This window comes from Clostridium celatum (assembly GCF_021412605.1).
Classification (GTDB): Bacteria; Bacillota; Clostridia; order Clostridiales; family Clostridiaceae; genus Clostridium; species Clostridium celatum.
On the sequence record NZ_JAJKGM010000007.1, the window covers coordinates 92,611 to 117,111 of the forward strand.

The window sequence follows — 24,501 nt, forward strand, 5'->3', positions numbered from 1 at the left end:
ATAAATTTAAGTTTAATATTAGGGAGGAAAATATTATGAAAAATGACATTCCAAAGGATATATTACCTACTTTAGTTATAGGTTTAGGAGGGACAGGCTTCCAAATTGTTAAAAGGTTAAAAAATTTATTTGCTAAAAAATATAATGGAGAAAGTTTACCTATAAGATATTTAGTTATTGATACTGATTTAAAATCTTTTTTAGATGATGATATAGAGAACAACGAAAAGTGTCAATTAAGATTTAATGAGGGCATAAAATCAACATTAGATTGGGCATATAATAATCCTAATTTTCAGTGGTTACCTAAAAATCCACCTATAATTCCAGATTTTTTTACTTCTACAGACCAAGGGGCAGGACTTATGAGGCCTATAGGAAGGTTATATTTATGTAAAAATTCAAAGCTTGTATATGATACCTTAAATTCAGCTAAAAATAGTCTAGTAGATTTATATAAGGTTCTTACAGAAGTAGGAGCTGCTTATTTAGAAAATATGGGTAGGCATAAGGTGTATATAGTAGGTTCATTAGCAGGAGGAACAGGATGTGGAACTTTTTTAGATGTATCAGTAATGTTATCTAAAATATTTAATAGAGATAATACTAATTTAATTGGAATGTTCACATTAGAAAGTTGTTATGATGATAAATTATCATCAGATTTAGATGCTCAAAATAGAAGTAAGGCAAATTGTTATGCAGCCTTAAAAGAACTAGAATTTTATATGGCTTCAATAAAAAATCCAAATGATGAAAGATATAGATTTAAATATAACAATATAGGAGAAATAGTTCTTGAAAAGAGATTATTAGATATTTGTTATCTTGTTGAAAATAAAAATGAAAATGGTGGAGTGTTAACTAGTATAGAAAATATATATGATCTTTGTTCATTACAGTTATTCCATGAAATTGGAACAAAATTAGGTTCTCAGTTAAGAGCAGACTATGCAAATTTTATTTGTAAAGATAAAGATCCAATTTTGAAGAGAGATAGACATTTTAGTACATTTTCATCATCATCAATGGAAATACCTGTTGATAATATAAAGAAGTACTGTTCTTATAGATTAGCTTTAGATATATTACAAGGTCTTTATAATAAAAGCAATAGTAATATAGATGAAGAAGTAGAAGAAGTAATAAAAAATATTAATGATAAAATAGATAGAAATAATTATTTCGTAAATGAAAATTCATTTAAAATAAAGGATGCTAGTTGTGGAGAGTTATCTGAAGCTTTAAGTAAAATGAATAACTTAGAAAAAAAGGTAGAAGAAAAACGTATACTATGGGAAAGTAATTTTGAAAAAAATAAAGAAGATATAACTAAAGTGTTAAGTGAATATGTAAATGAAAAAGCAACAACTTATGGATTATTAGGATTAGCTAATATTTTAAAGCGTGTAAGTAATAATTTAAAGGTAGAGGTTGATAGCATAGAAAATGGTAATACCTCTATAAGTGTTAACACAATTGATAAAAATATAAAATCAGCTATAGCAGATTATAATAAGGCAAGAAAGTCGAAAAAAGAATCAGCAGAAAAAAGGTTAAATTCATGTAAAAGTGAAGTAAATACTTTTGTAAAGGAAAATGGTAATAAAAATAACTATTATATCACTAATAGTATATCTAATTTAGTTACTGATGTCATTAAAAGACAATTAGATGATATAGATTTTATAAGAACTAATATTCATAAATATAAACCTCAAATAGAAAGAGAATTACAAAGAATAATGAATCAAGCTAATAAAAAATATGGTGGAAATATAATTTCAAGAGAAATGGTATCAGAGGAATTTTATAAAGAGCATTATGAAAGTACTTATGGTAAACATTTAGTTGGAATTATAAATCAAATGATGACAAGCAGTAATATAAATGAGGTATTTAATAATGAATTAAAGATTGAGGAGAATCTAAATATATTATCATTGATTAGGGATAATACTGAAGGGCTGTTAAGATTATGTAAATATAAGGTTGATACTGAAGATAAAATTAAAAATGATACAATAATTGAAATATTAAGAAAGAATGCAGAGGCTAATAATAAAGATTCTACAAGCTATATAAAAGAAGAGCTTGATATAACAGCAAAACTTTCAAAGCCATTTTGGTCTGCAATTAAAAATCCAGAAGTTTCGTGGACAGAATGTTATTATATAGGATCTGTTAGAGATGAAAATATAACTAATGGATTTACTATAAAGCCAAATGAGGAAATAGATAAATGGATAAGAAGTCAAATGGGGGAAAAATCGAGACAAGCAAGATATGTTGAAACTTCTAATCCATATTCAATTGATGTAATTCATATTACTATGGGCGCTTGTGCAGCATATTTGCCAGAGGTTCATCATTATAAACAATTTTATTTAAAACTTTTAGCAGATCAAACATATCCACTTCATTTAGATGAAAAATATATAGGACTTGATGATTTAGTTAAGGATGTAGATGAATTATTTAGAGAATATACATTATCTCAAGCATATGGAAGTGTAATAAAAGTTGGTGGTAAATATATAAATAATTTAATAAGAGAAGATAATAAATTTGTATTTAGATATAAATCACCATATTGTTTACCAATAGAAAATGTTGAAATTGAATCTTTAGAAGAAGTTAATAATATATCAAACATAGATGAAGATTTAATTATAGGAGAGGATGAAAAACAATTTATAGATAACTTAAGTAAAAATATAAATTTATCTAAGGATGTATGCGATTATATAAATAATGTTGAAAAGATATATACAAAGGAAGAATTATTTAATCACAAAAAAAGTATATAGGTAGCTATAAGAAAGAAGAAGTTAAAGTAAGTGATAATAGTTTAATAGAAAATAAAAATGGTGATTTTATAGCATATGAAAAATTGAGATTTCAAAATTCATTTAAAAAGTGGTAATTGAAATGAATGAAATTTTTAAACCAAGTATTGTAATTTCTGTAGGGCCTTCTGCAAAAAAGGCCCTAAATTTTTTAGATGATATGCTATTAGATACACCTAAATATTTAAGAGATGTAATAGAACTCTATAACATAGATAAATTAGAAAATTGTAAATTAGATATTCAACGTATAATAGATGAAAAGTTATTATGTGCAAGAAGTATTAATAAGTTAGTAGATTTAGGATATAAAATAAGAACTGAAAATACTTCAAATATAAATATTAATATATTTTTATATTGGGATGTTTATGACTCGAAATTCCCAGTAAATGAGTTAATAGAAATACTGTTTAATTTAAATTATTGTGTTGTAGATAGAGAAAAGAACTATGGAGTAACATTATTTGTATTGCCAATGTTAGACAAAGAATGGTTGTATTCAGAAGATGCAGTTATAGGTGGAATCAATAAATTAAAATCATCAATAGAACTAATAAGTGATAAGAACAATATGATAAATATTAATTCTAAGATGTATATAACTCATACTGTAGCTAATGATGGATTAAGAGTAAAAAAAGAAGAGCTTGAATATATAATATCAATAGTAACTTACTTAACTATATTACCATCAGAAGAACCACTACTTTCTGTATATAACAAGAGATTGTTAAAAAATGAAGGTGAGTTTAAAGTAGGAACTATAGGAATTTCTTCTTTAACTATATTCAAGGATAAGATTAAAGAGGAATTTTCAAGCTATTTAATAAATGATTTAGTAGATCATGCTATAAAATTCGAAGATAATTTAGATTTCACATTGTATTCGAGCTATGATATATTAAACGGAAAAAAGGTTTTTAAACATTTTGGGGAAAATATGCCCATAAAAACTTGGGACAAGCCAAGTCTTATAGTTCCGGAAAAATATGATATAAAATTGCAGAAAAATAAGATTTGGAATAGAAATGCTGAAATGTTTGAAGGAGCACTAGAGAGTTTAGAATCTAATATAAAAAATGATTATCTTAAGCAAGTGAAAAAGATTGTAACTAATAGGAAAAAGATATTATATGATAATAGTTTGAAGTATATTGATAAAGATTTAAAGTCTATAGTAAGTAATTATAGTTTGTTAGAAGGTAAAAATTTTCTTAAGTCATTGAAGGAAAAGATAAATAATGAAACCTTAGAGTATTTGTATGAAAATAAAATAGATACTATAAACTATAAAGATGAATTAAAAGAAAGAATAAATAATTATCCAAATTTTTATGGAAGCATATTTAAGATTTTATTAATTATTTGTTTTAACATATACTTTTTACTATTGGTTATGAATCATATAACATTTTTACAAGCTTCAAGTAAAATTATTATATCTGTAATATTGTTATTTTTAATATTGTTTTTTATCTCAATTGAATATATAAGTATAGATAAAAATTTTATTAGATTTATAGATAGATGTATTGAAAACATTTATTTAAATGAAGGCAAATTATTAAAAAAATATATTGGTAAACAAATTTCAGATTATTATGACTTTATTAAAGAACATATAGAGATGAAAATTAAGGGAATAGATGAAGCAATTGAAAATTTAAAGAAAATGAGAGTAAATACAGAGGATTTTAAAAATAGAAGTGAAGATAAAATCGAAGTATTAGTTACAGATTTGTTTAATTATAATGATAGAAGAAAATTTTATGAATCTAAAAAATGTGATATTTGGGCAATATATTCAAGATTTATAGGCCAATTAAATAATTATGATGAACTTAAAGAAATAAAAGTGAGAGATTATTTAAAAGAGTTTTCAAATAATATTACAGCAGAATATACTAATATAGATTTTTATGAATATATAAGAATAAAATGGGAAGATAATTTGGAAAACGAGGTATCAGATTGGATAGATAAGGCATTGATAAAGTCTAAGGAATTACTTCAATATAATAATGATTACCAATTAGAAAGTCATAAATTATTTATAGGCTCAGGAGAGTTTATAAAAGATAATAGAGAAATTATAATGAATAAGTTAAATAGATATAAATTAATAAATGTAGAAGATAAGGATATATATACAAACTGTATATCATTAGTGAATTTAACTTTAGGAATTAATTTATCCAAGATAACTCCTTTTTTAAATGTAGAAGGGGGGAAGATAAAATGATGACTTTTACAGCTTTAATTTTAATAATATTATTATATATAATTCCATTAAATAATATTGTTTATATATGGAGTGAAAGTATTGCAAATTATATAATATCAATGCCTCAAATAAAGATACCTGATATAAAAATAATTCAAATAATAGCATTTTTAATAAGTAAAAATATAAATGTAATATTAACATCAATTATATATGTTTTAATTGTAATTTATATTTTCGCTATTTTAAGGTTTTTTATCTATATTTTACAAAGAGTGTTATATATAAAAAAAGATAAAGATATATATGAGAAAATAGATTTTTATATGGAGAAATATAACAAAGGATTAAATTCGTTAAATTTAGGTGCAAAATTAATAATTACAATAATGATAATAGTTTTAAGCATATTTAAAATATATGATATAAGAATTTACGTATTAGCTATTTTTTTGGTTTTATTTGGGTTTAAAAACTTCAAGAAAAAAGAAGTAAAACATATAAAGACTAAAGCAATAGATAAGAGATATAAAAAAGTTAAAAATCATATAAAAGAAGAAAATATATACAAGTATAGGAACATTAAATGGAAATATAATATTGACCCATTAGGAGTGGAAGAACCTATTAGCTTTGAAGCAAAGATTATTATAGGATATAAAAAGAGAGAAGAAGTCAAGTTAAATAATTATGACTATAATAGGTGTATTTATGAGTTAGCTAATCAGATAGATAATGCTTGTAAAGTTAAAGAGTTAACTAATAAGCAAAGAATTGCAGTAGTATTTTCATTATTCAATAGTATTAAAATTTTAGAAGATGACAAGAGCTTCGAGGGAATTATAGAAATATTAACTTTAAAGCGAAGCAATGAAGAAGAAATTATAAAATGTATTTACAGTATATTAACTTACATGAAGTTTGAAGTAGAAGAGTTAAAAGAACCTCTTAATAATGGGAAAAATAAGAGTGTATTAGCAGTTAGTGGAGCAGATAGTGAAGAGGGAGATCACTATTATACTAAAAATAATAAAAAATATTATTATTGTGAAATTTTAAATAGTGGGGATTTTTATATTGGAGAAAATAAGAAAGAAAATAATACAAAGGATATGTCTGTAGAAGTACCTTCTTTATAGGTTTAATGTTTATGATTTTAGCAAATACTAATTATAAATATTATAGGATGGTAATTAGTATGGAGAGTAATAGTAATATATTTAAAACATACACACTAGATTATTTAGGAAAGTATTATTTTTATGAAGAAGATGAATTTTTAAAAGCTAAAGAAAATGGACAATATATATTAGAAAAGTTAAAAGAGAGTAATAGATTCGACTATGATGGTGCGTCTTATACTTTCACTAAATTTGGAAATATATCAGAAGGAAGAACAAGAAGAAATGTTAATATTTTAATAGAAAAAGATAATATAAATGTAAAAATTGATGGTGAAGTAGTACATTTAGATTTAATATATAAAATGGATATTAAAGAGTTAGAGGATCATTTTAGAATTACAACTAGAATTAGTGAGAAAGGCAATACAGTTTCATGTCTGTTATATATAAATCTTAATGAAGGAGAAAGTTTTATTAGGGCAATAGAGAGTGTTAGAGATTATCAAATTGAGCTTAGTAAAGAAAAATAGCTGTTAAAATATAAAAATTAAATTATAGTTTTTAAAGTAGCAAATTAAGATTTAAAGTTAATATTGTTGTTTTTAATATATATTGATTTAAGAATAGCAATACAGTAAAAAAATTTAAATTTTGAGTTGCTATTTTTTTATTTAAATATAAAATTATGTTTATATTAATAAATTATAGTAAAATAGTATATAATTAAATATTGATATTAATATAAGTAGCTTATTTGAAATTTTATGGGGGATGAAATGAAGGAATTTTTAGATAAATTAGATGACTATATTTTAGTTGTTAACAATAAAGGGTTAATAAAATATTGCAATGAAGCTTTACTTAATAAATTAAATTATACCATAGAGGAAATAGAAGAAATAAATATTTATAATCTTTTTGCTAATGATGTATCAATTAAAGGTTTTATTGAGGAAGAAACATTATATGAAGTAATTTCAAAACAAAAACAAAAAATAAAAGTATTAGTGCGGGGATATTGGCAAAATATAAATTCTGAAAATCTAGTCTTTTTAGTATTTAAGGAGAGATTTGATAGTGAAGACATATTAAAGAAAGCTTTAGATAGAATTAGTTTTAAGATTTGGATAAAAGATTTAAATGGAAGATATAGATATGTAAATAAAATATTTGCCCAAAGCTTAGGTGTTAAAAAGGAAGATATGATTGGTAAATTAACATCAGATTTCTTCAAAGGTGATAACTTAAAAAATATAATGGATAATGATAAGTTAGTTATAACAACTAAGAAACAAAATTTAAAAGAGGAATGTATAGTTGATAATGGAGTAAAAAGGTGGAATAGAACTCATTTTATTCCTATTTTAAACAAAGTAGGGGAGGTAGAATATATTAGTGGTTTTTCTAAGGATATTACTCTAACTAAAAATTTGGAATCACAAATCGTATATAGGCATAATAAATTATCTACTGTTAAAAATGATATATATAATAATGATATTTTAGAATCTAAAAGATTGTTAAATATAGATAGTGAACTTATATCATTTTTGAATGCAGATAGTATAAGTATTTGGTTATATGATGATGATAATGAAAAATTAATTCCATTTTTAAAGGTAGGGCTATCTGATGAGACTTTAGCCAATATAGATGAAGTACATGTAAATAGGGAAAAATTTTATAGTGATATGCATACTGGTGAGTTTGGTAAAATACAAGAAATAAATAATATACAAAGTTTTATTGATAAAAGAGTTAGAACAGAGAAATATTTAAAATATTATGGAGTATATAAGGTAGAGTTTGATAATGAGATATTAGGATTGCTTTGTCTTGGATATAGAGAGTTAAATTTAAATAAACAAATTAATAATGATTATATAAATTTTTTATGTAATCAAATTGCAACATTAATTAAGAAGGAAAAGCTATCGTTGCAGTTAAAGCATGAATTTGAAAATAGAAAAAAATTAGAAAGAGAACTGCAAAATTTTCTAGAAATAGCAGCGGATTTAATGGCTATTATAGATAAAGATTCTAGATTCATTAAAGTTAATGGAAGATGGAATAAAATATTAGGCTGGGAAGAAGAAGAATTGTTGAAAATGAATTATGCTAGCGTTATTCATGAGGATGATTTAGAAGATGTAATTATTAAGGCTAATTCCTTAAAATATAAGGTTGGATATAAAGATAAAAATTTTGAACATAGATTTAAATGTAAAGATGGTAAAATAAAATGGATTAGTTGGAATGGAAAATATAATCCTGATAAGAATCAATATATGGTTACAGGAAAAGATATAACACAACAAAAAATAGCGGAAAATAGAAATGAATTTTTTGAAAAGGCCTTACAATTGGAAAGTATAAAAAATGAATTTTTTGCAAATATATCCCATGAATTTAAAACACCATTAAACATAATCTTAGCTACTATACAATTAATTAATACATATATAAGTAACGAAAAAATTACCGTAGCAGATGATGTAGATTTAGATAAATACATTAAGTCTATAAAGCAAAATTCGTATAGACTATTAAGACTTGCTAATAATCTTATTGATATGACTAAGATAGATTCAGGGTATTATAAAATAAACTTAGAAAATCACAATATAGTAAACATAATTGAAGATATTACTTTATCTGTGGCTTCATATATTGAAAATAAGGGAATTAAATTAACATTTGATACAGATATAGAAGAGAAAATAATTGCGTGTGATCCAGATAAAATAGAAAGAATAATGTTAAATCTTTTATCAAATGCAACAAAATATACTAATAAAAATGGAAAAATTGATGTGGATTTGACTAGTGATGAAGAATTTATCGTGGTGTCAATTAAGGATAGTGGAATAGGAATACCAAAAGAAAAAGTAGGTGCTATATTTAATAGATTTGTACAAGTAGATAGTAGTTTAACTAGAAAGTGTGAAGGTAGTGGAATTGGTTTATCATTAGTTAAGTCATTGATAGAAATGCATGGGGGAGAAATAAATGTCTATAGTGAGCAAGGAATAGGAACGGAATTTATACTTAAGTTACCAGTGAAAACTATAGATAATAGCGCTGAAGAAAAAATAATTACAACTAATGCTATAAATAAAGTAGAAAAATGTAATATAGAGTTTTCCGACATTTACGATATTTACTAAAAGTATAAAAAAGTTAATGCTTTTGCTATAAGTATAGTTATTAAATGTAGCAAAAGCATTAACTATAATAATATATTTCAGGATGATATTATCAAATTTCGAATATCACCATTGTTTGTAAATAACTTTAGTTGTCGTCTTGAAGCGCATCGTAGCCTTCTTCGTTAGTCCTTATTTTTATTACATTTTCAACATCATAAACAAATATTTTACCATCACCAATTTTACCAGTATAAAGAACATTTTTTATAACCTTAACAACTACATCAACAGGAATTTTACATACCACCATTTCTACTTTTAATTGAGGTAATAATGTAACTTCAAGAGGTGTACCTCTATAGTAATCAGTAGATCCCTTTTGCATACCATATCCTAAAACATTCGTTACAGTCATACCTGTAATACCAAGATTATCCAAAGCTATTTTTAGACTCTCAAATCTATCTTGTTTAGTTATAACCACAACTTTAGTAAATTTGGCATCAGTTTTAGAAGTATTATAAACTACAGGAACTGTATCTTCTTGAGTATCAATTACTTTAGTAGGTGAAATTGCAGCTAAAGAGCCAAGAGAAACAGGCATAAAGTCTGCATAACAACTTTCAAGACCATGTTCTTTTTTATCAAGACCTTCAAGCTCTTCTTCAGCAGATACACGAAGACCGATAGTTTTCTTTATTATTAAGAAGATAATAGTCATAGTAACTACAACCCAAGCTATAACACATAAAACACCTAAGATTTGAGTGCCTAAGAATTTAAATCCACCACCATAAAATAATCCATCATCAAGTGCAAATAAACCTGTTAATATTGTACCAAGGGCCCCGCATACACCATGTACAGCGATCGCTCCAACTGGATCATCTATTTTAAGCTTTTTCTCTATGAATTCAACAGCGAATACTACAGCAAATCCGGCAAAAAGTCCTATAAAGAAAGCACCTACAGGTGATACTACATCACATCCGGCTGTTATTGCAACAAGACCAGCTAAAGAGCCATTCAAAGTCATTGAAACATCAGGCTTTTTATATCTGACCCAAGTTATTAGCATAACTGCTACAGTTGCAGTTGCGGCAGCAATATTTGTAGTTACAAAGACACTACTTGCAGTTAATATAGAAGAATCACCTGTCATAGAAACTGTAGAACAACCATTAAATCCAAACCATGCAAACCAAAGTATAAATACGCCTAAAGCACCTAATGTTAGGCTATGACCAGGGATTGCGCGAGCTTTTCCATCCTTAGAATATTTTCCAATACGAGGGCCTAGTATTTTGGCACCAACTAATGCTGCGACCCCACCAACCATATGGACAGCTGTAGAACCAGCAAAATCATGGAATCCCATTTGAGATAGGAATCCACCGCCCCAAATCCAATGACCTGATATAGGATAAATAAGTGCACTTATAATTAAACTATAAACACAATAAGCAGAGAATTTAGTTCTTTCTGCCATTGCTCCTGAAACTATAGTAGCAGAAGTAGCGCAAAAAACAGTTTGGAATATTACAAAAGCGCTAGTTGGAATAGAACTGCTATAGTCACCTCTTATGAAGAAATCTAATCCGCCTATAAAAGAACCATCACCTGCAAACATTATTCCAAAGCCAATGAACCAAAATACAACTGTACCAATGGCAAAATCCATTAAATTTTTCATTATAATATTTCCGGCATTTTTTGCTCTAGTAAATCCTGTTTCTACCATAGCGAAGCCTGCTTGCATAAAAAATACTAATGCAGCTCCTAGTAAAGTCCAAATTGTATCTAATGATGAATACATAAATATTCCCCCTTTTTATAAGTAACAAGTTACAAGTAAATATAAAATATAAATCATTGATAATTAGCAGTAAGGTTTTAAAAATTAATTGGTAATTTTAAATTAATAAAGAAATAAGGAGTAGAGTTAAAAATAAGTATTTTAGTATAAAGTTTATTAAATTTTAAATATCAAAATTTATTTTTAATATTGCTTATAACTTGTGTTTAGAATTTTAATTTACATATTAAATGTTATTAAAAAATGACGTGTATTTTACTATGGATAATTGACCAAATGTAAAATTACACGCCATTGTGTATTAATAATATTTAATTAACACCAAATAATAGGTCACCATAAGTAGGAAGTCCCCAATAATCTTTTCCTACTAATGTTTCAAGTTCGTCTACTACACCACGTAAGTGTTGCATATTAATAAATATTGATTCTCTATAGTACTTTGCCATTTCAAGTAAATCAGTATGATTTTTAGCGTTCAAAACTGAACTTTCTAAAGTATCTAGTTTAGCGTAAAGATAATTACCTAATCTTGAAATATTAGAAAGTAATTTTTCTTCGAGCTCACATTGAATAGCTGGGTTTAATTGCTTTTTGCTATTTGCTATTTGTGCAATGTCACCTTGATATTTTAATATTGAAGGAATTATATTCTTTTTAACCATATCAATCATTGTAAGAGCTTCAATGTGGATAGTTTTACAATAATTTTCCATCAATATTTCATATCTTGAATACAATTCAGTTTCAGAAAATACATGATGTTTAGTAAATAATTCAACATTTTTACTATGAATGAAGTATGGAAGAGCATCAGGAGTAGTTTTTAAGTTTAAAAGTCCTCTCTTTTCTGCTTCTTCAATCCAATCATCACTATAGTTATTTCCATTAAATATAATTCTTTTATGATCTCTAATTGTATTCTTTATAAGTGTATTTAAATCTTCATCAAAATTATTACTCTTTTCAAGAACATCTGCAAATTGGCTAAGTTCTTCAGCAACAATAGTATTTAAGATTATATTTGGACCTGCTATTGAGAAAGCAGAACCTAACATTCTAAATTCAAATTTATTACCTGTAAATGCAAATGGAGAAGTTCTATTCCTATCAGTAGTATCTTTAAAGAATTTTGGTAATACACGAACACCAATTTCCATTTGGCTCTTACATTTATCTGTATAAGCTGTTCCGTTTTCAATTGAAGTAATAATATTAGTTAACTCATCTCCAAGGAACATTGATACTATAGCAGGTGGAGCTTCATCTGCACCAAGTCTATGGTCATTTCCTGCACTTGCAACTGATACTCTTAATAAATCTTGATAATCATCAACAGCTTTTATAACTGCTGTTAAGAATAATAAAAATTGTGCATTTTCAGATGGAGTATCACCAGGCTCTAAAAGATTAACTCCAGTATCTGTAGAAATTGACCAGTTATTATGCTTACCACTACCATTTACACCGGCAAAAGGTTTTTCATGAAGTAAACAAGCAAGTCCATGTTTGTTTGCTATAGATTTCATAAGTTCCATTGTAAGTTGATTATGATCTGTTGCTATATTAGTAGTAGTAAATATAGGAGCAAGCTCATGTTGTGCAGGAGCAACCTCATTGTGTTTTGTTTTAGCTAGTACACCAAGCTTCCAAAGTTCTTCTTCAAGGTCTTTCATATATGCAGAAACTCTAGGCTTTATAGTGCCGAAATAATGATCTTCCATTTCTTGTCCTTTAGGAGGTCTTGCACCAAATAAAGTTCTACCACAATAAACTAAATCAGGTCTTTTTTCATACATTTCTTTATCGACAAGGAAATACTCTTGTTCAGGTCCAACAGTAGTAATGACTTTTTTTACGTTAGTCTTACCAAATAATTTTAATATACGTAAAGCTTGTTTATTTAAAGCTTGCATTGAACGTAAAACAGGAGTTTTTTTATCTAATGCTTCACCACTATATGAACAAAAGGCAGTAGGAATACATAAAGTACCATCTTTTATAAATGCATATGAAGTCGGATCCCAAGCGGTATAACCTCTAGCTTCAAAAGTTGCTCTAAGTCCACCGGATGGAAAGCTTGAAGCATCAGGTTCACCTTGAACAAGTTCTTTTCCGGAAAATTCCATTATGATATTTCCATCTTTATCAGGTGATATAAAGCTATCATGCTTTTCAGCAGTAACACCAGTCATAGGTTGGAACCAATGAGTATAATGTGTTGCTCCTTTTTCTATTGCCCAATCTTTCATAGCATTGGCAACAACATTAGCAACTTCTAAATCAAGGTGTTTTCCTGCTGCTATAGTGTTTTTTAAAGCTTTATAAGTCTCTTTAGGTAATCTTGCTTTCATTACGCTATCATTAAAAACTAAACTTCCAAATAAATTTGGTATATCTTTCATAATAATTGCCCCCTTTTAATAAAAAAAGGCACTGTGGACATTTAATAGTCCACAGCGCCTTTGCTGTTTATGTAAGTATTATATGCCTGAAAAATAAAAATGTAAATACTTTTTTGTAAAAAAACTAAAATTATTTTAAAAATTAACTTATTGATTAAAAAAAAGTTATAATGTATAATATTAGAAATGAACAAAGGCGTTCATCAAATAAATTTTAATACTATTAATCACAAGTGAGATTAAAATAATATTAATTTAGTCAAACTTGCAACTTTTACTTTAGAAAAGGATGTTACATAAGAAATTTTCTTATGTGTGATTGTAGACTTTGAAAATTATTTGATGAGCGTCTTTTATATTGGGAATAGTTATTTTTATAAATAAAATAGAATATCTATTAATAGTGAATTATAAGTAGACTATATGGATAGATACTCAAGTGAAAAGATATTGTATATTCTTAGTTACAATTAGGGGGTATAAGGTATGGCGTATTCAATTAAGGAAGTTTTAGAGTTTGTCGAAGAAAATGATGTAAAATTTATTAGACTTGCTTTCTGTGATCTTTTTGGGACTCAAAAAAATATTTCTATAATGCCAGATGAATTAGAAAGGGCATTTAATGAAGGTATTTCTTTTGATGCATCTGCAATAAAAGGATTTGCTGATGTGTCAAAATCAGATTTGTTATTATTTCCAGATCCAAGTACATTAAATGTGCTTCCATGGAGGCCTCAACAAGGAAGGGTTGTTAGGTTCTTTTGTGATATAAAGACACCAGAAAAGAAAAATGTTGAATATGATAGTAGAAACATATTAAAAAATACTATTAAGAAGTGCATTTCAAAAGGATATACGCCTTATATTGGAACAGAATGTGAATTTTATTTGTTTAAAACAGATGAAAATGGTGATCCAACAACAGTACCACATGATAATGGGGGATATTTAGATATTGCACCAATTGATAAGGGAGAAAATATAAGACGTGAAATATGCCTTTGTTTAGAAGAAATGGGAATAAAACCAGAAAGTTCACATCATGAACAAGGACCAGGACAAAATGAGATTGATTTTAAATACAGTGATTCATTAACTGCTGCAGATAATTTTTTAACATTTAAATCTGTTGTAAAGGCGATTTCAGCGAGAAATGGGCTTTTTGCATCATTTATTCCTAAGCCATTAGAAAATAAGAGTGGAAATGGACTTCATATAAATATTTCTATTTCAAAGAATGGTTTAAATATATTTAGAAATAATAATAATGAATACTCAAAGGAAGTAGAAAGTTTTATTGCTGGAATTTTAGATAAAATAAAAGAAATTACATTATTTTTAAATCCTATAATAAACTCTTATGAGCGTTTTGGAAAATTTGAAGCACCTAAATATATTTCATGGTCACATCAAAATCGCTCACAACTTATTAGAATACCAGCAGCAACAGGTGAAAAGATGAGGATGGAGTTAAGATCACCTGATTCAGCAATTAATCCATATTTAGCATTTTCGTTAATTATTAGTGCGGGGCTTTATGGAATTGAAAATAATTTAATATTATCAGATGAAGTAAATGAGAATTTGTATACAGCTAATGAAAAAATAACAAATAATATAGAAAAATTACCAGAGAATATTAAGGAAGCCATTGATATTGCAAAAAATAGTGAATTCATAAAAAATACAATAGGTGAAGAGGTTTTAAGTAAATATATTTGTTTAAAGGAAGAAGAATACAACCAATATATTAGTTCGGAAAATAAAGAAGAAATAAAAAAAATGTATTTTGAGTGTATTTAAGCTGGTATAAGGGGGCGATTTTTATAGATAGTGTATTAATTGTATCAAGTAGTAAAAAAGGTATAACCTTTTTTACTGAAATGCTCTCTCAAAATTCTTATGAGGAAATCGTCACTGTAACAAATGGTGGAGAAGCAAGAAGACTTTTAGTAGAAAGAGATTTTGATTTGTGCATTATTAATGCGCCGTTAGTAGATGAATTTGGGGATGAATTTGCCAGCAATATAGTATCAAATGGAATAGGACAAGCAATTTTAGTTGTTAAAACAGATATTTATAATGAAGTTTCTGAAAAGGTTGAAAAATTAGGTGTAATTACTATAGCTAAACCAATGAATAGAGCAATATTTTGGAGTGCGTTAAAAATAGCAACATCTACCTTTAATAAAATTTCAATATTAAAGAATGAAAATAATAAACTATTACAAAAGATAGAAGATATTAGAATGATAGATAGAGCTAAATGCATATTAATTCAATATTTAAATATGACGGAGGCAGAAGCGCATAGATATATAGAAAAACAAGCTATGGATATGAGAACTACAAAAAGGTCTATAGCTGATGGAATATTAAAAACATACGAAAACTGAAAATAAAAAGAAGTTGTATCTATAACACAATTGAATGTTGATACAACTTCTTTTATATATAATCTTATAAATTATAATATATAATAAATAATAAGTTTAATTTAGTTAGGTGGTAATAAGATGCTTAAAGAAATAAGTGAAAAAGAATTTGAAGATAAGGTTAATATAAGATTTAAAAATATAAATGAAGGTTTTTTTAGATTTAATAATAAAATTTTAAAAGTTAATGAAGAGTGCGAAGAGAAAAATATGATAAGTTTTATGGAGCAGGCTTTTGATTTAAATGGTGAAGATAATGCGTATGTAGATTTTTATTATAATTATATAGATGATGAAGCTAAAGAAAAATTTGAAAAATTATTATGTCAAGAAGATAAGGAGTTTTTAGAAAATTTTAAAAATCAATGCAATGATAAAGGGGTATATTATAGGTTATCAAAAGATAGTATACCATTTATAACAAGATTAAATATAAATGAAGTTCTATTTTGTACTATTTATTTTACTAAAAAGCCTATGACTATATGGGGAAATTACAATAAAAAATTCCCTATATTTTATGATTCTGAAAAAGTATTAGAGTTATATGATATTATTGCAAAAAATAATAAATTAATAATTGAACAAAATTAAAATTAAGATAATAAATTAAAATTAAAATATACTATTGTTGGGAAAATAATAATTTTATTGAATAAATGGTAAAAAAAGGTTGAAACAATTGGTGAAAAAAAGTATAATAATGTTTGGGATAAAAAGTTAAAAGTTGTAATTTGTTAGAAGAAAATAGGGGGTGGGGAGAAAATGTTGGAAAGCACAAATACAGAAAATCAAAATTATTTACAATATTTTTTCGATATTTCTGTAGAACTTATGGCTATAATCGATATAAATAATAAGTTTAAACGTGTAAGTAAAAGCTGGACGGATATTTTGGGGTGGAATGAAGAAGAACTTTTAGATTCAAATTGGGATAAATTTATACATGTAGATGAAATAGATACGATTAAAAAGTTTATCGCTGATATATATATAAAAAAAGAAATAAGAAATACAAAAATAAAGTTTAAATGTAAAGATGAAAAATATAAATGGATAGAGTGTAATATAAAATATATAGAAAGTAATAAAATTTTTATTGTTAGTGGAAGAGATGTTACAGAGAGTTTGCTAATTAAAGAAGAAAAAGTGTCTTATGAAAAAGCAATTGAAGTAGAAACTATGAAAAATCAATTTTTCTCAAACGTTTCGCATGAATTTAAAACACCTTTAAATATTATTTTAACAACAATGCAACTTATAAATAGTAATATAGAATCTAAAAACATAATATCATCATCTGAAATCAATCTAGAGAAATATATGAATTCTATTAAACAAAATTGTTATAGATTATTAAGGCTTGTAAATAATATAATAGATATGAGTAGAATTGATTATGGATATTTTGAAACTCATCTAGGAAATTATAATATTGTTAGTGTAGTTGAAGATATAACAATGTCTATATTAGAATATGTAAAAGTAAAAGGAATTAATCTTATATTTGATACAGAAATAGAAGAAGAAATAATAGCGTGTGATCCTGATAAAATTGAAAGAATAATATTAAATTTATTATCTAATGCAATTAAATATACAGATAAAGGTGGAACAATAAAAGTAAGTGTAAAAACTAATGATAATAATGTATATATATCAGTGATGGACACTGGAATAGGTATTCCAAATGATAAGTTACCACATATATTTGATAGATATACTCAAATTGATAATGGAATAACGAGAAAGTGGAATGGAAGTGGAATAGGATTATCGCTTGTAAAATCATTAGTAGAATTACAAGGTGGAAAAATATCTGCTAAAAGTGAATTTGAAAAAGGTAGTGATTTTATAATTATGCTTCCAATAAAACAAATTGAAGTTAAAAATAATATAAGCACAATGAATAATTTAACTACTTCAAAGGTTGAGAAATGTAATATAGAATTTTCAGATATATATAATTAAAAAATAAAATAAAGTATATTAATGATAAATATAAGTCTCTAAATAATATTATTTTAAAAATATTATTTAGAGACTTATATTTTTATTTTTTTAATTATATTTTATTTAGTATAAATTTTATTTATACTTTCTTTTCCCATTAATAAAGTAATAAAATAACTCATTAAAATAACACCGGGAATATCTATAAACAACCTTACTAAAGTAAATTTATATCCTAAAGATGAAAATTCAAATAATAAAGTAGAGACTTTAGTAAGACACCAAGCGTTCATAAAAATTAAAACATTACTAAATTTAGCACCTTTTTTTATTAATATTGCAGTAAATGGAAATGATGCATACATGGGACCAGCAGCAATGGAGCCAATGAGCATAGCTAATAGGATTCCAATAAAGCCAGATTGATCGCCCATAAATTTAATTAGTGTTTCTCGTGGTACCCAAGCATCCATTAAACCAAGTAAAAGCATAATTGGTGGAAGAACACTTAGCATTTGTATAAAACTTGATTTGGCATTAGAAATAGTATTAAAAGCAAACTCACTTTTAAAGATAAACAATAGAATAAGTACAAAAACTAACAAAATAAATACTTTATATCTTTTTATAACATTAACTAAAGTTTTCATATTAGCATCATAACCTTTCCTAATATTAATCCAACTATAATAGAAAATAAAAAAGCTATAAAATTTCTAAGAAAAGCAGCTTTAGCACCAATGTATTTAGACTCAAGTGGAAAAGTAACAATACCGACCATTGCTAATGTAGAAACTAAAGCTGCAACTTGAGAGTATCCAGCTCCATTTATTAGTAATGTATTGCCTAATGAAAATGCTACAAAAGTTGGCATCATAGTAATTGAGCCTATTACTGCAGAGAATATAACTCCTAACACACCAGAACTTTCACCAATTAAATGAGAAATAGTTTCAGCATCTAAAAAAGATAGCAGCATTCCAACTATTATTATTATTGATAGAAATTGAGGCATTATATTTTCAAATGATTTTAAACCGGTAATTATAGCTGTTTTTGTTTTCTTTTTATCTTTAAAAAAAGAAATAATAAGAAAAATTATAGCAATAGAATATAAGATTTTAGATGTCATATAATACTCCTCAATATAGTAGTAAAAATATATAATTTAATTAAAATATATATATGTTATTAAATTGGTATATGTGAATATATAATTTAAACAGATATAAATGGAGGTATAGTTATGGATATATATACAATAGGACATTCTAATTATTCTATAGAAAGATTGATAGAAATGTTAAAATATTTTGGAATTGATTGCGTAGTTGATATTAGAGGTACTCCATATTCAAAATATAATGTTCAATTTGATAAGGAAACTATTAAATATACTTTAACTAAAGCAGGATTTATATATATTTATATGGCAAAGGAATTTGCAGCAAAAAGAATAAATAAACAATCATATAATGAAGAGGGATATTCTGATTTTGAAAAAGTAATATATGAAGATGATTTTATTAAAGGAATTGAAAGATTGAAGGTTGGATGTGAAAAGGGGTATAAGATAGTATTACTTGGTGCAATGCAAGATCCTTTAAGATGTCATAGGAGTATTTTGGTAGGAAGAGCATTAAGAAAAGCTGGATTTAATGTTAAGCATATATTAGATGATTACTCTATTGTTTCGCAAGAGAAAATTGAAGAGGGGCTTTTAGATAAATATTTTAGCAACAGAGGGCAATTGACTATAGATTCATTACTTGGGAATGAAATTAGTGAAGATGAAATGGTAGAAGAAGGGTATAGGCTAGCCAATAAAGAGATAGGTTATAGAATAGAAAATATTTTGAAGTAAAAGTAAAAAAATGATGATATAAAACTAATATTACATAAATTTATATCATCATTTTCATATTCAAATTTTAACTATTAATATTATTTACATCTATATCTTGATATATAAGAATCAAAATTCCACTTTGCAAGAAAGCTTTTAGCGCAGTTATAGCCAGAATTAAATAAATTTAAGTATTCGTCTTTTGATATACCAAAATCAACAGTTCCAACATCGTAAGTTTTTATTTTTATAGTACGTACAGAATCCTTATTGTTCAAAAATGCCTCATCATCTTTGGTCAGAATAGTATCCACTACATCACAAGCAAAGGTAATTAAATTACTTTTATTAGGATGAACTTTTTTTAAATCTTTATTACTAACTAATTTTAAGCCAAAAGTTGGCCACCGCGGATTATTTTCTACATCAAAAATCCATACAGGAAAATTACTTAATAAGCCACCATCAACAATAAAGCTTGAACTTTTTCCGTTATTAAGAACTACAGGATTAAAGTAAAATGGAATGCTAATACTCATTCTTACAGCCTTAGCGATTTCAAATTCTAATGGATCTATATTGTATTTTTTTAAGTCATCAGGAAGAATAAGAAGTTCTTTATTTGTAACATCGGATGCAATTACTTTAAGAGGACTTTCACCATTTATAGCAATATCTTTAAATTTACTTTTACCTTTAGCTTTATACATATCATTAAGATATTCTTCTATGTTATTGCCGGAAAATAATCCTTTATTTTTAAATAAACTTATTGCAGAACCTATTAATGGCAATAAGGTTAATTTATTTTTATCGTAGAAATATTTAAAATCTAAATTTAATAAGATATCTTTTAATTCTTTACCACTATATCCAACTGCAAGTAAAGATGTAACTATTGCACCTGCAGAAGTACCGGCATAATGCTCAAATGTATATCCTTGTTCTTGTAAATAGTAAATTGCGCCTAATAAAGCAATTCCTTTTACTCCACCACCTTCACAAACAATATCAGCCTTCATATATTCACCACCATATTAAATTGAATCAATACAGTATATGCTTAACTGGTAAGTTTTGAACAAAAGTGATAGTGAAAAGTTAATAATATAATTTGTTATTTTAGTGAGCTAGAATTTAAAAAGTATTCCTATAACTGCTGCGCTAGCTATGTAAACTATTGGATGTTTCTTTAATTTTGAAATAGCAAATATTAAAACAACTAATAAGATGGTAGATTTTATATTAATTATATCTAAGATTTTATGAGTTATATTAAATTTATCTAAAGCTAATATAGATACTTTAAATACTTGATATCCGGCAGCAGCTATTAAAGCTGCAACAGCAGGTCTTAATCCGTAGAATACTGATTCGACAGCTCTACTTTCTTTAAACTTATTTAAAAAGTGTGCAATTATAATTATTACTATTACAGAGGGAGTAACTAATCCAAGTGTTGCAATTATACCTCCAAGTATTCCAGAGGCACGGAATCCAGCAAAAGTAGCCATGTTAACTCCAATAGCACCGGGAGTTGATTGAGATACTGCAATCATATCCATTAACATTTGATTATCAAACCAGTTGTATTTAGCAGCTAGTTCATATAGAAAAGGAATTGTTGCAAGGCCCCCACCAACGGAAAATAAGCCAACTTTAAAAAATTCTAAAAATAAAGTTAAATAAATCATTGTTTTTCACCTCTCAAAGATTTAGAAATAAATCCAATTAAACCAGCAGCTATTACTATATAAACTGGTGATAATCCAAAGAATGCTGAAATAATAAATGTAGCTAATGCGATTATTACACCTAAATAATCTTTAACAGATGATTTTAACAGTTTAACTACTGTAGTTATAATCAATGCAACAACAGCAACCCTAATTCCTGCAAAAGCACTTTGAACTATAGCTAGATTTGCAAAGTTTTGAAGAAATGATGCAATTATAAGTATTATAACTATAGATGGGAAAATTACTCCAAGAGTAGCAACTATTCCACCAATAACACCTCTAAGTTTAAAACCTATAAATGTTGCTGTGTTAACAGCAATTACTCCAGGTGTACATTGACCAACAGCATAGTAATCTAGGATTTCTTTCTCTGTTGACCATTTTTTATTTTCAACAATTTCTTTTTGAATTAGAGGAAGCATAGCATATCCACCACCAAATGTAAGAGCACCAATCCTACAAAAGGTCCAAAATAAATCAAATAATTCTTTCATTGATAAATAATCTCCTTTTAAAAATATTTTATTTATATAGAACTAAAATAGATAAAATAATATAAATTAGATATAAGTTCCATTTGATATTATATACTTAATTTATGGAAGTAAACAACTTAATATAAGATAATACTTTCAAAAAATAAATTTTTATATAATAACGAAAATACCAGATTACATAATAATAAAATATTTTTAATAACTAAAAAATAAAATAAAGTGTTAAAAAACTATGTACGTAGGTACATTTTAATAAAAAATTAGTACATTTATGCTATTTGAATATAAAATCAGTACCACAATTGCATATATTAGTTGTAATTTATGAGCACTTTAGTCATTACTAATAAAAAGCAATTAGTATAAAATATAAGTATCTAGTTGAGAAATATAAAAGAGAATAGAGGTGAGAATAATGAAACTAGAGAATAAAATATTAAAACTATCAGTAATAGGTGCGTTATTCTTTGCGCTATTTGGTATTGCATGGGGATGAGCGATAAAATCTGATATGATTATATTCGATGGATTATATTCATTTATCAGTTTAATATTATCAATGTTATCCTTATATATTAATAATTACATGGCAAAAAGAGATTTTGATAAATTTCCTTTTGGTAAACATATTTTAGAACCAATAGTTATTTCAATAAAATCATTAATAATCGCTATTATGTGTTTATATTCATTAATAGATGCAATAAAAACAATAGTAAGTGGTGGAAATAGCGTATCACTTGGTTTAGCAATTATATATTCAATTGTATCAGTAGTTGGATGTGGAGTAATTTCATTTTATATGAAAATTAAAGAGAAGGAATTATCATCAGAGCTTATTAAGGCAGAGTGTATGCAATGGTTTATGGATACAGCATTAAGTACTGCTGTATTAGTTGCATTTTTAGTTGCAGAAGTTTTAGCAAAAACAAAGTTAAATATTTTAAATCCGTATATTGATCCAGGTATGACAGTAGTGGTTTCTTTAATATTTATAAAAATGCCTATAAAGACATTTATAAACAGTTTTAAAGAAGTAATGTGTGTAAAGGCTGATGATGAAATAAATGAAGATATTTATGTATTAGTTAAAGAAATTGAAGAAGAATATAAATTTGAAGATTCTATAACAAGAGTATCTAAAATTGGTAGTGAGCTTAGAATTGAAATAGATTTTGTTTATAATAAAGATAGTAAACTTAAAACTCTAGATCAAATGGATAGAGTAAGAGAAGAAATAAATAATGCCATTAAGCATATTGATTATAATAAATGGCTTAATGTTTCATTTACTGGAAATAAAAAATGGGCAATATAAAAAGACCAGCAATAGCTGGTCTTTTTATTTATAATTTATTTTTGTATAATTATGTATATAATCTATTATAGTAATAAATAGAATTTAACATAATAGATTAAAAGTTATATAAGGAGTGGAAATTTTATGAATAACTGATAGATAGAAAAATTATATTGCATTACATACATAAATAAGGAGATATTTTAAATGAAATTTTTGATGAATTTTATAAAGGGTATTGTTATAGGTGTATCCATGTTGGTTCCAGGAGTAAGTGGTGGAACTATGGCTATAATTTTTGGAATATATGATGATTTGATACATGCAGTTGGTAGCTTTTTTGAGGATTGGAAAAAACATAGTAAGCTTTTAATTCAGTTAGCTTTAGGTGGAATAGTTGGAGTATTACTTTTTAGTAGAATGATAGAAAAAATTTTAGGAAAATTTCCTAGTATCATGGGTTTCTTTTTTATTGGAATAGTATGTGGTGGAATACCAACATTATATAAAAAGGCTACTATAGGAAATAAGAAAAGTTCTGATATTATATTTTTGATTCTAGGGTTAATAATTGCAATATTATTATCAAAAGATCCAGAAGCCATTTCAGTTATGGCTACAGCAGGAGATAGTAAGGGATTAATATTTCTATTTATAGCAGGTATAGTAATATCAGTTGCATTTATATTACCAGGCCTAAGTACCTCATTTATGTTACTTATATTAGGGTTATATAATGTTACATTAAATGCTATAAATACGTTTAATATTAAGTTTTTAGTTCCGATGATACTAGGAATTTTTATTGGAACAATAGCAACTAGTAAGATAATAGAAATATCTCTCAATAGGTATCCTAATAAAACATATATGATGATTTTAGGGTTTGTTATTGGATCAATAATACCTATATACCCAGGCATGCCAAATGGAATTAATATTTTATATTTAATTATATCATTAATTGTTGGATTTTTAATAATTTACTATATTAGCAAGGTAAGCGATATTATTAATTGATAATAAAGGGTATAATATATTAAATTTTAATTTAAATAATAAAAAATAATAAAAAAAGTTAGTCTGAACTGCCCCCCGTCAAGTAGACAGGGTAAATAATAAAAAATTATGATGCTAAGGTATGACTCCTATATTCAAGTG

At 26.0% G+C, this 24,501-nt stretch carries 19 protein-coding genes; 12 read left to right on the plus strand and 7 right to left on the minus strand.

All coding sequences use genetic code 11. The features are described 5' to 3' along the window. Positions 1–35: 35 nt before the first annotated feature. The 5 genes from LPC13_RS05075 (at position 36) to LPC13_RS05095 (ending at position 9,367) form a co-directional block, all read left to right on the plus strand. Complete coding sequence (locus LPC13_RS05075; protein WP_005212588.1) at positions 36–2,810, plus strand: tubulin-like doman-containing protein; 2,775 nt, start codon at positions 36–38, stop codon at positions 2,808–2,810. Between the two features lie 121 nt (positions 2,811–2,931). Next, positions 2,932–5,094 (plus strand): hypothetical protein, encoded by a 2,163-nt coding sequence (locus tag LPC13_RS05080; protein ID WP_040419144.1) that lies wholly within the window; start codon positions 2,932–2,934, stop codon positions 5,092–5,094. Next, positions 5,091–6,215 carry a hypothetical protein gene (locus LPC13_RS05085; RefSeq protein ID WP_195245487.1) on the plus strand — a complete coding sequence of 375 codons (1,125 nt, stop codon included), beginning with the start codon at positions 5,091–5,093 and terminating at the stop codon, positions 6,213–6,215. The genes LPC13_RS05080 and LPC13_RS05085 overlap by 4 nt, the downstream gene beginning before the upstream one ends. Before the next feature lie 59 nt (positions 6,216–6,274). Beyond that, complete coding sequence (locus LPC13_RS05090; RefSeq protein WP_234088646.1) at positions 6,275–6,730, plus strand: hypothetical protein; 456 nt, start codon at positions 6,275–6,277, stop codon at positions 6,728–6,730. A gap of 246 nt (positions 6,731–6,976) precedes the next feature. Further along, entirely contained in the window at positions 6,977–9,367 is a 2,391-nt protein-coding gene (locus tag LPC13_RS05095; protein WP_234088647.1) for a PAS domain S-box protein, read from the plus strand. Positions 9,368–9,494: 127 nt separating this feature from the next. Here LPC13_RS05095 and LPC13_RS05100 read toward each other — a convergent pair whose 3' ends face one another. Together LPC13_RS05100 and LPC13_RS05105 are read right to left on the minus strand one after the other, a co-directional pair. Further along, positions 9,495–11,165: an ammonium transporter gene (locus tag LPC13_RS05100; protein ID WP_234088648.1), complete on the minus strand. Its 1,671-nt coding sequence runs from the start codon at positions 11,163–11,165 to the stop codon at positions 9,495–9,497. Between the two features lie 311 nt (positions 11,166–11,476). After that, positions 11,477–13,570 carry a glutamine synthetase III family protein gene (locus LPC13_RS05105; RefSeq protein WP_234088649.1) on the minus strand — a complete coding sequence of 698 codons (2,094 nt, stop codon included), beginning with the start codon at positions 13,568–13,570 and terminating at the stop codon, positions 11,477–11,479. Between the two features lie 486 nt (positions 13,571–14,056). Here LPC13_RS05105 and LPC13_RS05110 point away from each other — a divergent pair, with 486 nt between their 5' ends. The 4 genes from LPC13_RS05110 (at position 14,057) to LPC13_RS05125 (ending at position 17,976) form a co-directional block, all read left to right on the plus strand. Further along, a complete protein-coding gene (locus LPC13_RS05110; RefSeq protein ID WP_234088650.1) occupies positions 14,057–15,373 on the plus strand; it encodes a glutamine synthetase family protein in 1,317 nt (438 codons plus the stop codon). Further along, positions 15,364–15,966 carry an ANTAR domain-containing response regulator gene (locus tag LPC13_RS05115; protein WP_234088651.1) on the plus strand — a complete coding sequence of 201 codons (603 nt, stop codon included), beginning with the start codon at positions 15,364–15,366 and terminating at the stop codon, positions 15,964–15,966. Before LPC13_RS05110 ends, LPC13_RS05115 begins: the two co-directional genes overlap by 10 nt. 120 nt (positions 15,967–16,086) lie before the next feature. Continuing rightward, positions 16,087–16,599 carry a hypothetical protein gene (locus LPC13_RS05120; RefSeq protein ID WP_005212607.1) on the plus strand — a complete coding sequence of 171 codons (513 nt, stop codon included), beginning with the start codon at positions 16,087–16,089 and terminating at the stop codon, positions 16,597–16,599. Between the two features lie 171 nt (positions 16,600–16,770). Next, positions 16,771–17,976, plus strand: coding sequence for a PAS domain-containing sensor histidine kinase (locus LPC13_RS05125; protein WP_234088652.1), 1,206 nt, complete (start codon positions 16,771–16,773; stop codon positions 17,974–17,976). Positions 17,977–18,077: 101 nt separating this feature from the next. Here LPC13_RS05125 and LPC13_RS05130 read toward each other — a convergent pair whose 3' ends face one another. Then, positions 18,078–18,608, minus strand: coding sequence for a permease (locus LPC13_RS05130; protein WP_195244767.1), 531 nt, complete (start codon positions 18,606–18,608; stop codon positions 18,078–18,080). Next, entirely contained in the window at positions 18,605–19,090 is a 486-nt protein-coding gene (locus LPC13_RS05135) for a hypothetical protein (protein ID WP_005212614.1), read from the minus strand. Before LPC13_RS05135 ends, LPC13_RS05130 begins: the two co-directional genes overlap by 4 nt. A 114-nt stretch (positions 19,091–19,204) precedes the next feature. Here LPC13_RS05135 and LPC13_RS05140 point away from each other — a divergent pair, with 114 nt between their 5' ends. After that, positions 19,205–19,822 (plus strand): DUF488 domain-containing protein, encoded by a 618-nt coding sequence (locus LPC13_RS05140; RefSeq protein WP_005212616.1) that lies wholly within the window; start codon positions 19,205–19,207, stop codon positions 19,820–19,822. Positions 19,823–19,902: 80 nt separating this feature from the next. Here LPC13_RS05140 and LPC13_RS05145 read toward each other — a convergent pair whose 3' ends face one another. The 3 genes from LPC13_RS05145 to LPC13_RS05155 form a co-directional block, all read right to left on the minus strand. Further along, on the minus strand, positions 19,903–20,826 hold the full coding sequence (locus LPC13_RS05145) for a patatin-like phospholipase family protein (protein ID WP_005212623.1): 924 nt from the start codon (positions 20,824–20,826) through the stop codon (positions 19,903–19,905). A 108-nt stretch (positions 20,827–20,934) separates the two neighbouring features. After that, positions 20,935–21,498 carry a chromate transporter gene (locus LPC13_RS05150; protein ID WP_195244770.1) on the minus strand — a complete coding sequence of 188 codons (564 nt, stop codon included), beginning with the start codon at positions 21,496–21,498 and terminating at the stop codon, positions 20,935–20,937. Beyond that, positions 21,495–22,037 (minus strand): chromate transporter, encoded by a 543-nt coding sequence (locus LPC13_RS05155; protein WP_005212627.1) that lies wholly within the window; start codon positions 22,035–22,037, stop codon positions 21,495–21,497. The genes LPC13_RS05150 and LPC13_RS05155 overlap by 4 nt, the downstream gene beginning before the upstream one ends. A gap of 514 nt (positions 22,038–22,551) precedes the next feature. Here LPC13_RS05155 and LPC13_RS05160 point away from each other — a divergent pair. Both LPC13_RS05160 and LPC13_RS05165 read left to right on the plus strand, forming a co-directional pair. Beyond that, the gene (locus LPC13_RS05160; RefSeq protein WP_040419148.1) at positions 22,552–23,358 is read left to right on the plus strand and encodes a cation diffusion facilitator family transporter; all 807 of its coding nucleotides are present in this window, start codon (positions 22,552–22,554) and stop codon (positions 23,356–23,358) included. Positions 23,359–23,547: 189 nt separating this feature from the next. Then, complete coding sequence (locus LPC13_RS05165; protein ID WP_005212630.1) at positions 23,548–24,360, plus strand: DUF368 domain-containing protein; 813 nt, start codon at positions 23,548–23,550, stop codon at positions 24,358–24,360. The last annotated feature ends 141 nt before the right edge of the window (positions 24,361–24,501 follow it).

Excerpts from the sequence above, each read along its gene's own strand:
- LPC13_RS05075 (WP_005212588.1), top strand. The coding sequence starts at position 36 with ATGAAAAATGACATTCCAAAGGATATATTACCTACTTTAGTTATAGGT.
- LPC13_RS05080 (WP_040419144.1), top strand. The coding sequence starts at position 2,932 with ATGAATGAAATTTTTAAACCAAGTATTGTAATTTCTGTAGGGCCTTCT.
- LPC13_RS05085 (WP_195245487.1), top strand. The coding sequence starts at position 5,091 with ATGATGACTTTTACAGCTTTAATTTTAATAATATTATTATATATAATT.
- LPC13_RS05090 (WP_234088646.1), top strand. The coding sequence starts at position 6,275 with ATGGAGAGTAATAGTAATATATTTAAAACATACACACTAGATTATTTA.
- LPC13_RS05095 (WP_234088647.1), top strand. The coding sequence starts at position 6,977 with ATGAAGGAATTTTTAGATAAATTAGATGACTATATTTTAGTTGTTAAC.
- LPC13_RS05100 (WP_234088648.1), bottom strand. The coding sequence starts at position 11,165 with ATGTATTCATCATTAGATACAATTTGGACTTTACTAGGAGCTGCATTA.
- LPC13_RS05105 (WP_234088649.1), bottom strand. The coding sequence starts at position 13,570 with ATGAAAGATATACCAAATTTATTTGGAAGTTTAGTTTTTAATGATAGC.
- LPC13_RS05110 (WP_234088650.1), top strand. The coding sequence starts at position 14,057 with ATGGCGTATTCAATTAAGGAAGTTTTAGAGTTTGTCGAAGAAAATGAT.
- LPC13_RS05120 (WP_005212607.1), top strand. The coding sequence starts at position 16,087 with ATGCTTAAAGAAATAAGTGAAAAAGAATTTGAAGATAAGGTTAATATA.
- LPC13_RS05125 (WP_234088652.1), top strand. The coding sequence starts at position 16,771 with ATGTTGGAAAGCACAAATACAGAAAATCAAAATTATTTACAATATTTT.
- LPC13_RS05130 (WP_195244767.1), bottom strand. The coding sequence starts at position 18,608 with ATGAAAACTTTAGTTAATGTTATAAAAAGATATAAAGTATTTATTTTG.
- LPC13_RS05135 (WP_005212614.1), bottom strand. The coding sequence starts at position 19,090 with ATGACATCTAAAATCTTATATTCTATTGCTATAATTTTTCTTATTATT.
- LPC13_RS05140 (WP_005212616.1), top strand. The coding sequence starts at position 19,205 with ATGGATATATATACAATAGGACATTCTAATTATTCTATAGAAAGATTG.
- LPC13_RS05145 (WP_005212623.1), bottom strand. The coding sequence starts at position 20,826 with ATGAAGGCTGATATTGTTTGTGAAGGTGGTGGAGTAAAAGGAATTGCT.
- LPC13_RS05150 (WP_195244770.1), bottom strand. The coding sequence starts at position 21,498 with ATGATTTATTTAACTTTATTTTTAGAATTTTTTAAAGTTGGCTTATTT.
- LPC13_RS05155 (WP_005212627.1), bottom strand. The coding sequence starts at position 22,037 with ATGAAAGAATTATTTGATTTATTTTGGACCTTTTGTAGGATTGGTGCT.
- LPC13_RS05160 (WP_040419148.1), top strand. The coding sequence starts at position 22,552 with ATGATTATATTCGATGGATTATATTCATTTATCAGTTTAATATTATCA.
- LPC13_RS05165 (WP_005212630.1), top strand. The coding sequence starts at position 23,548 with ATGAAATTTTTGATGAATTTTATAAAGGGTATTGTTATAGGTGTATCC.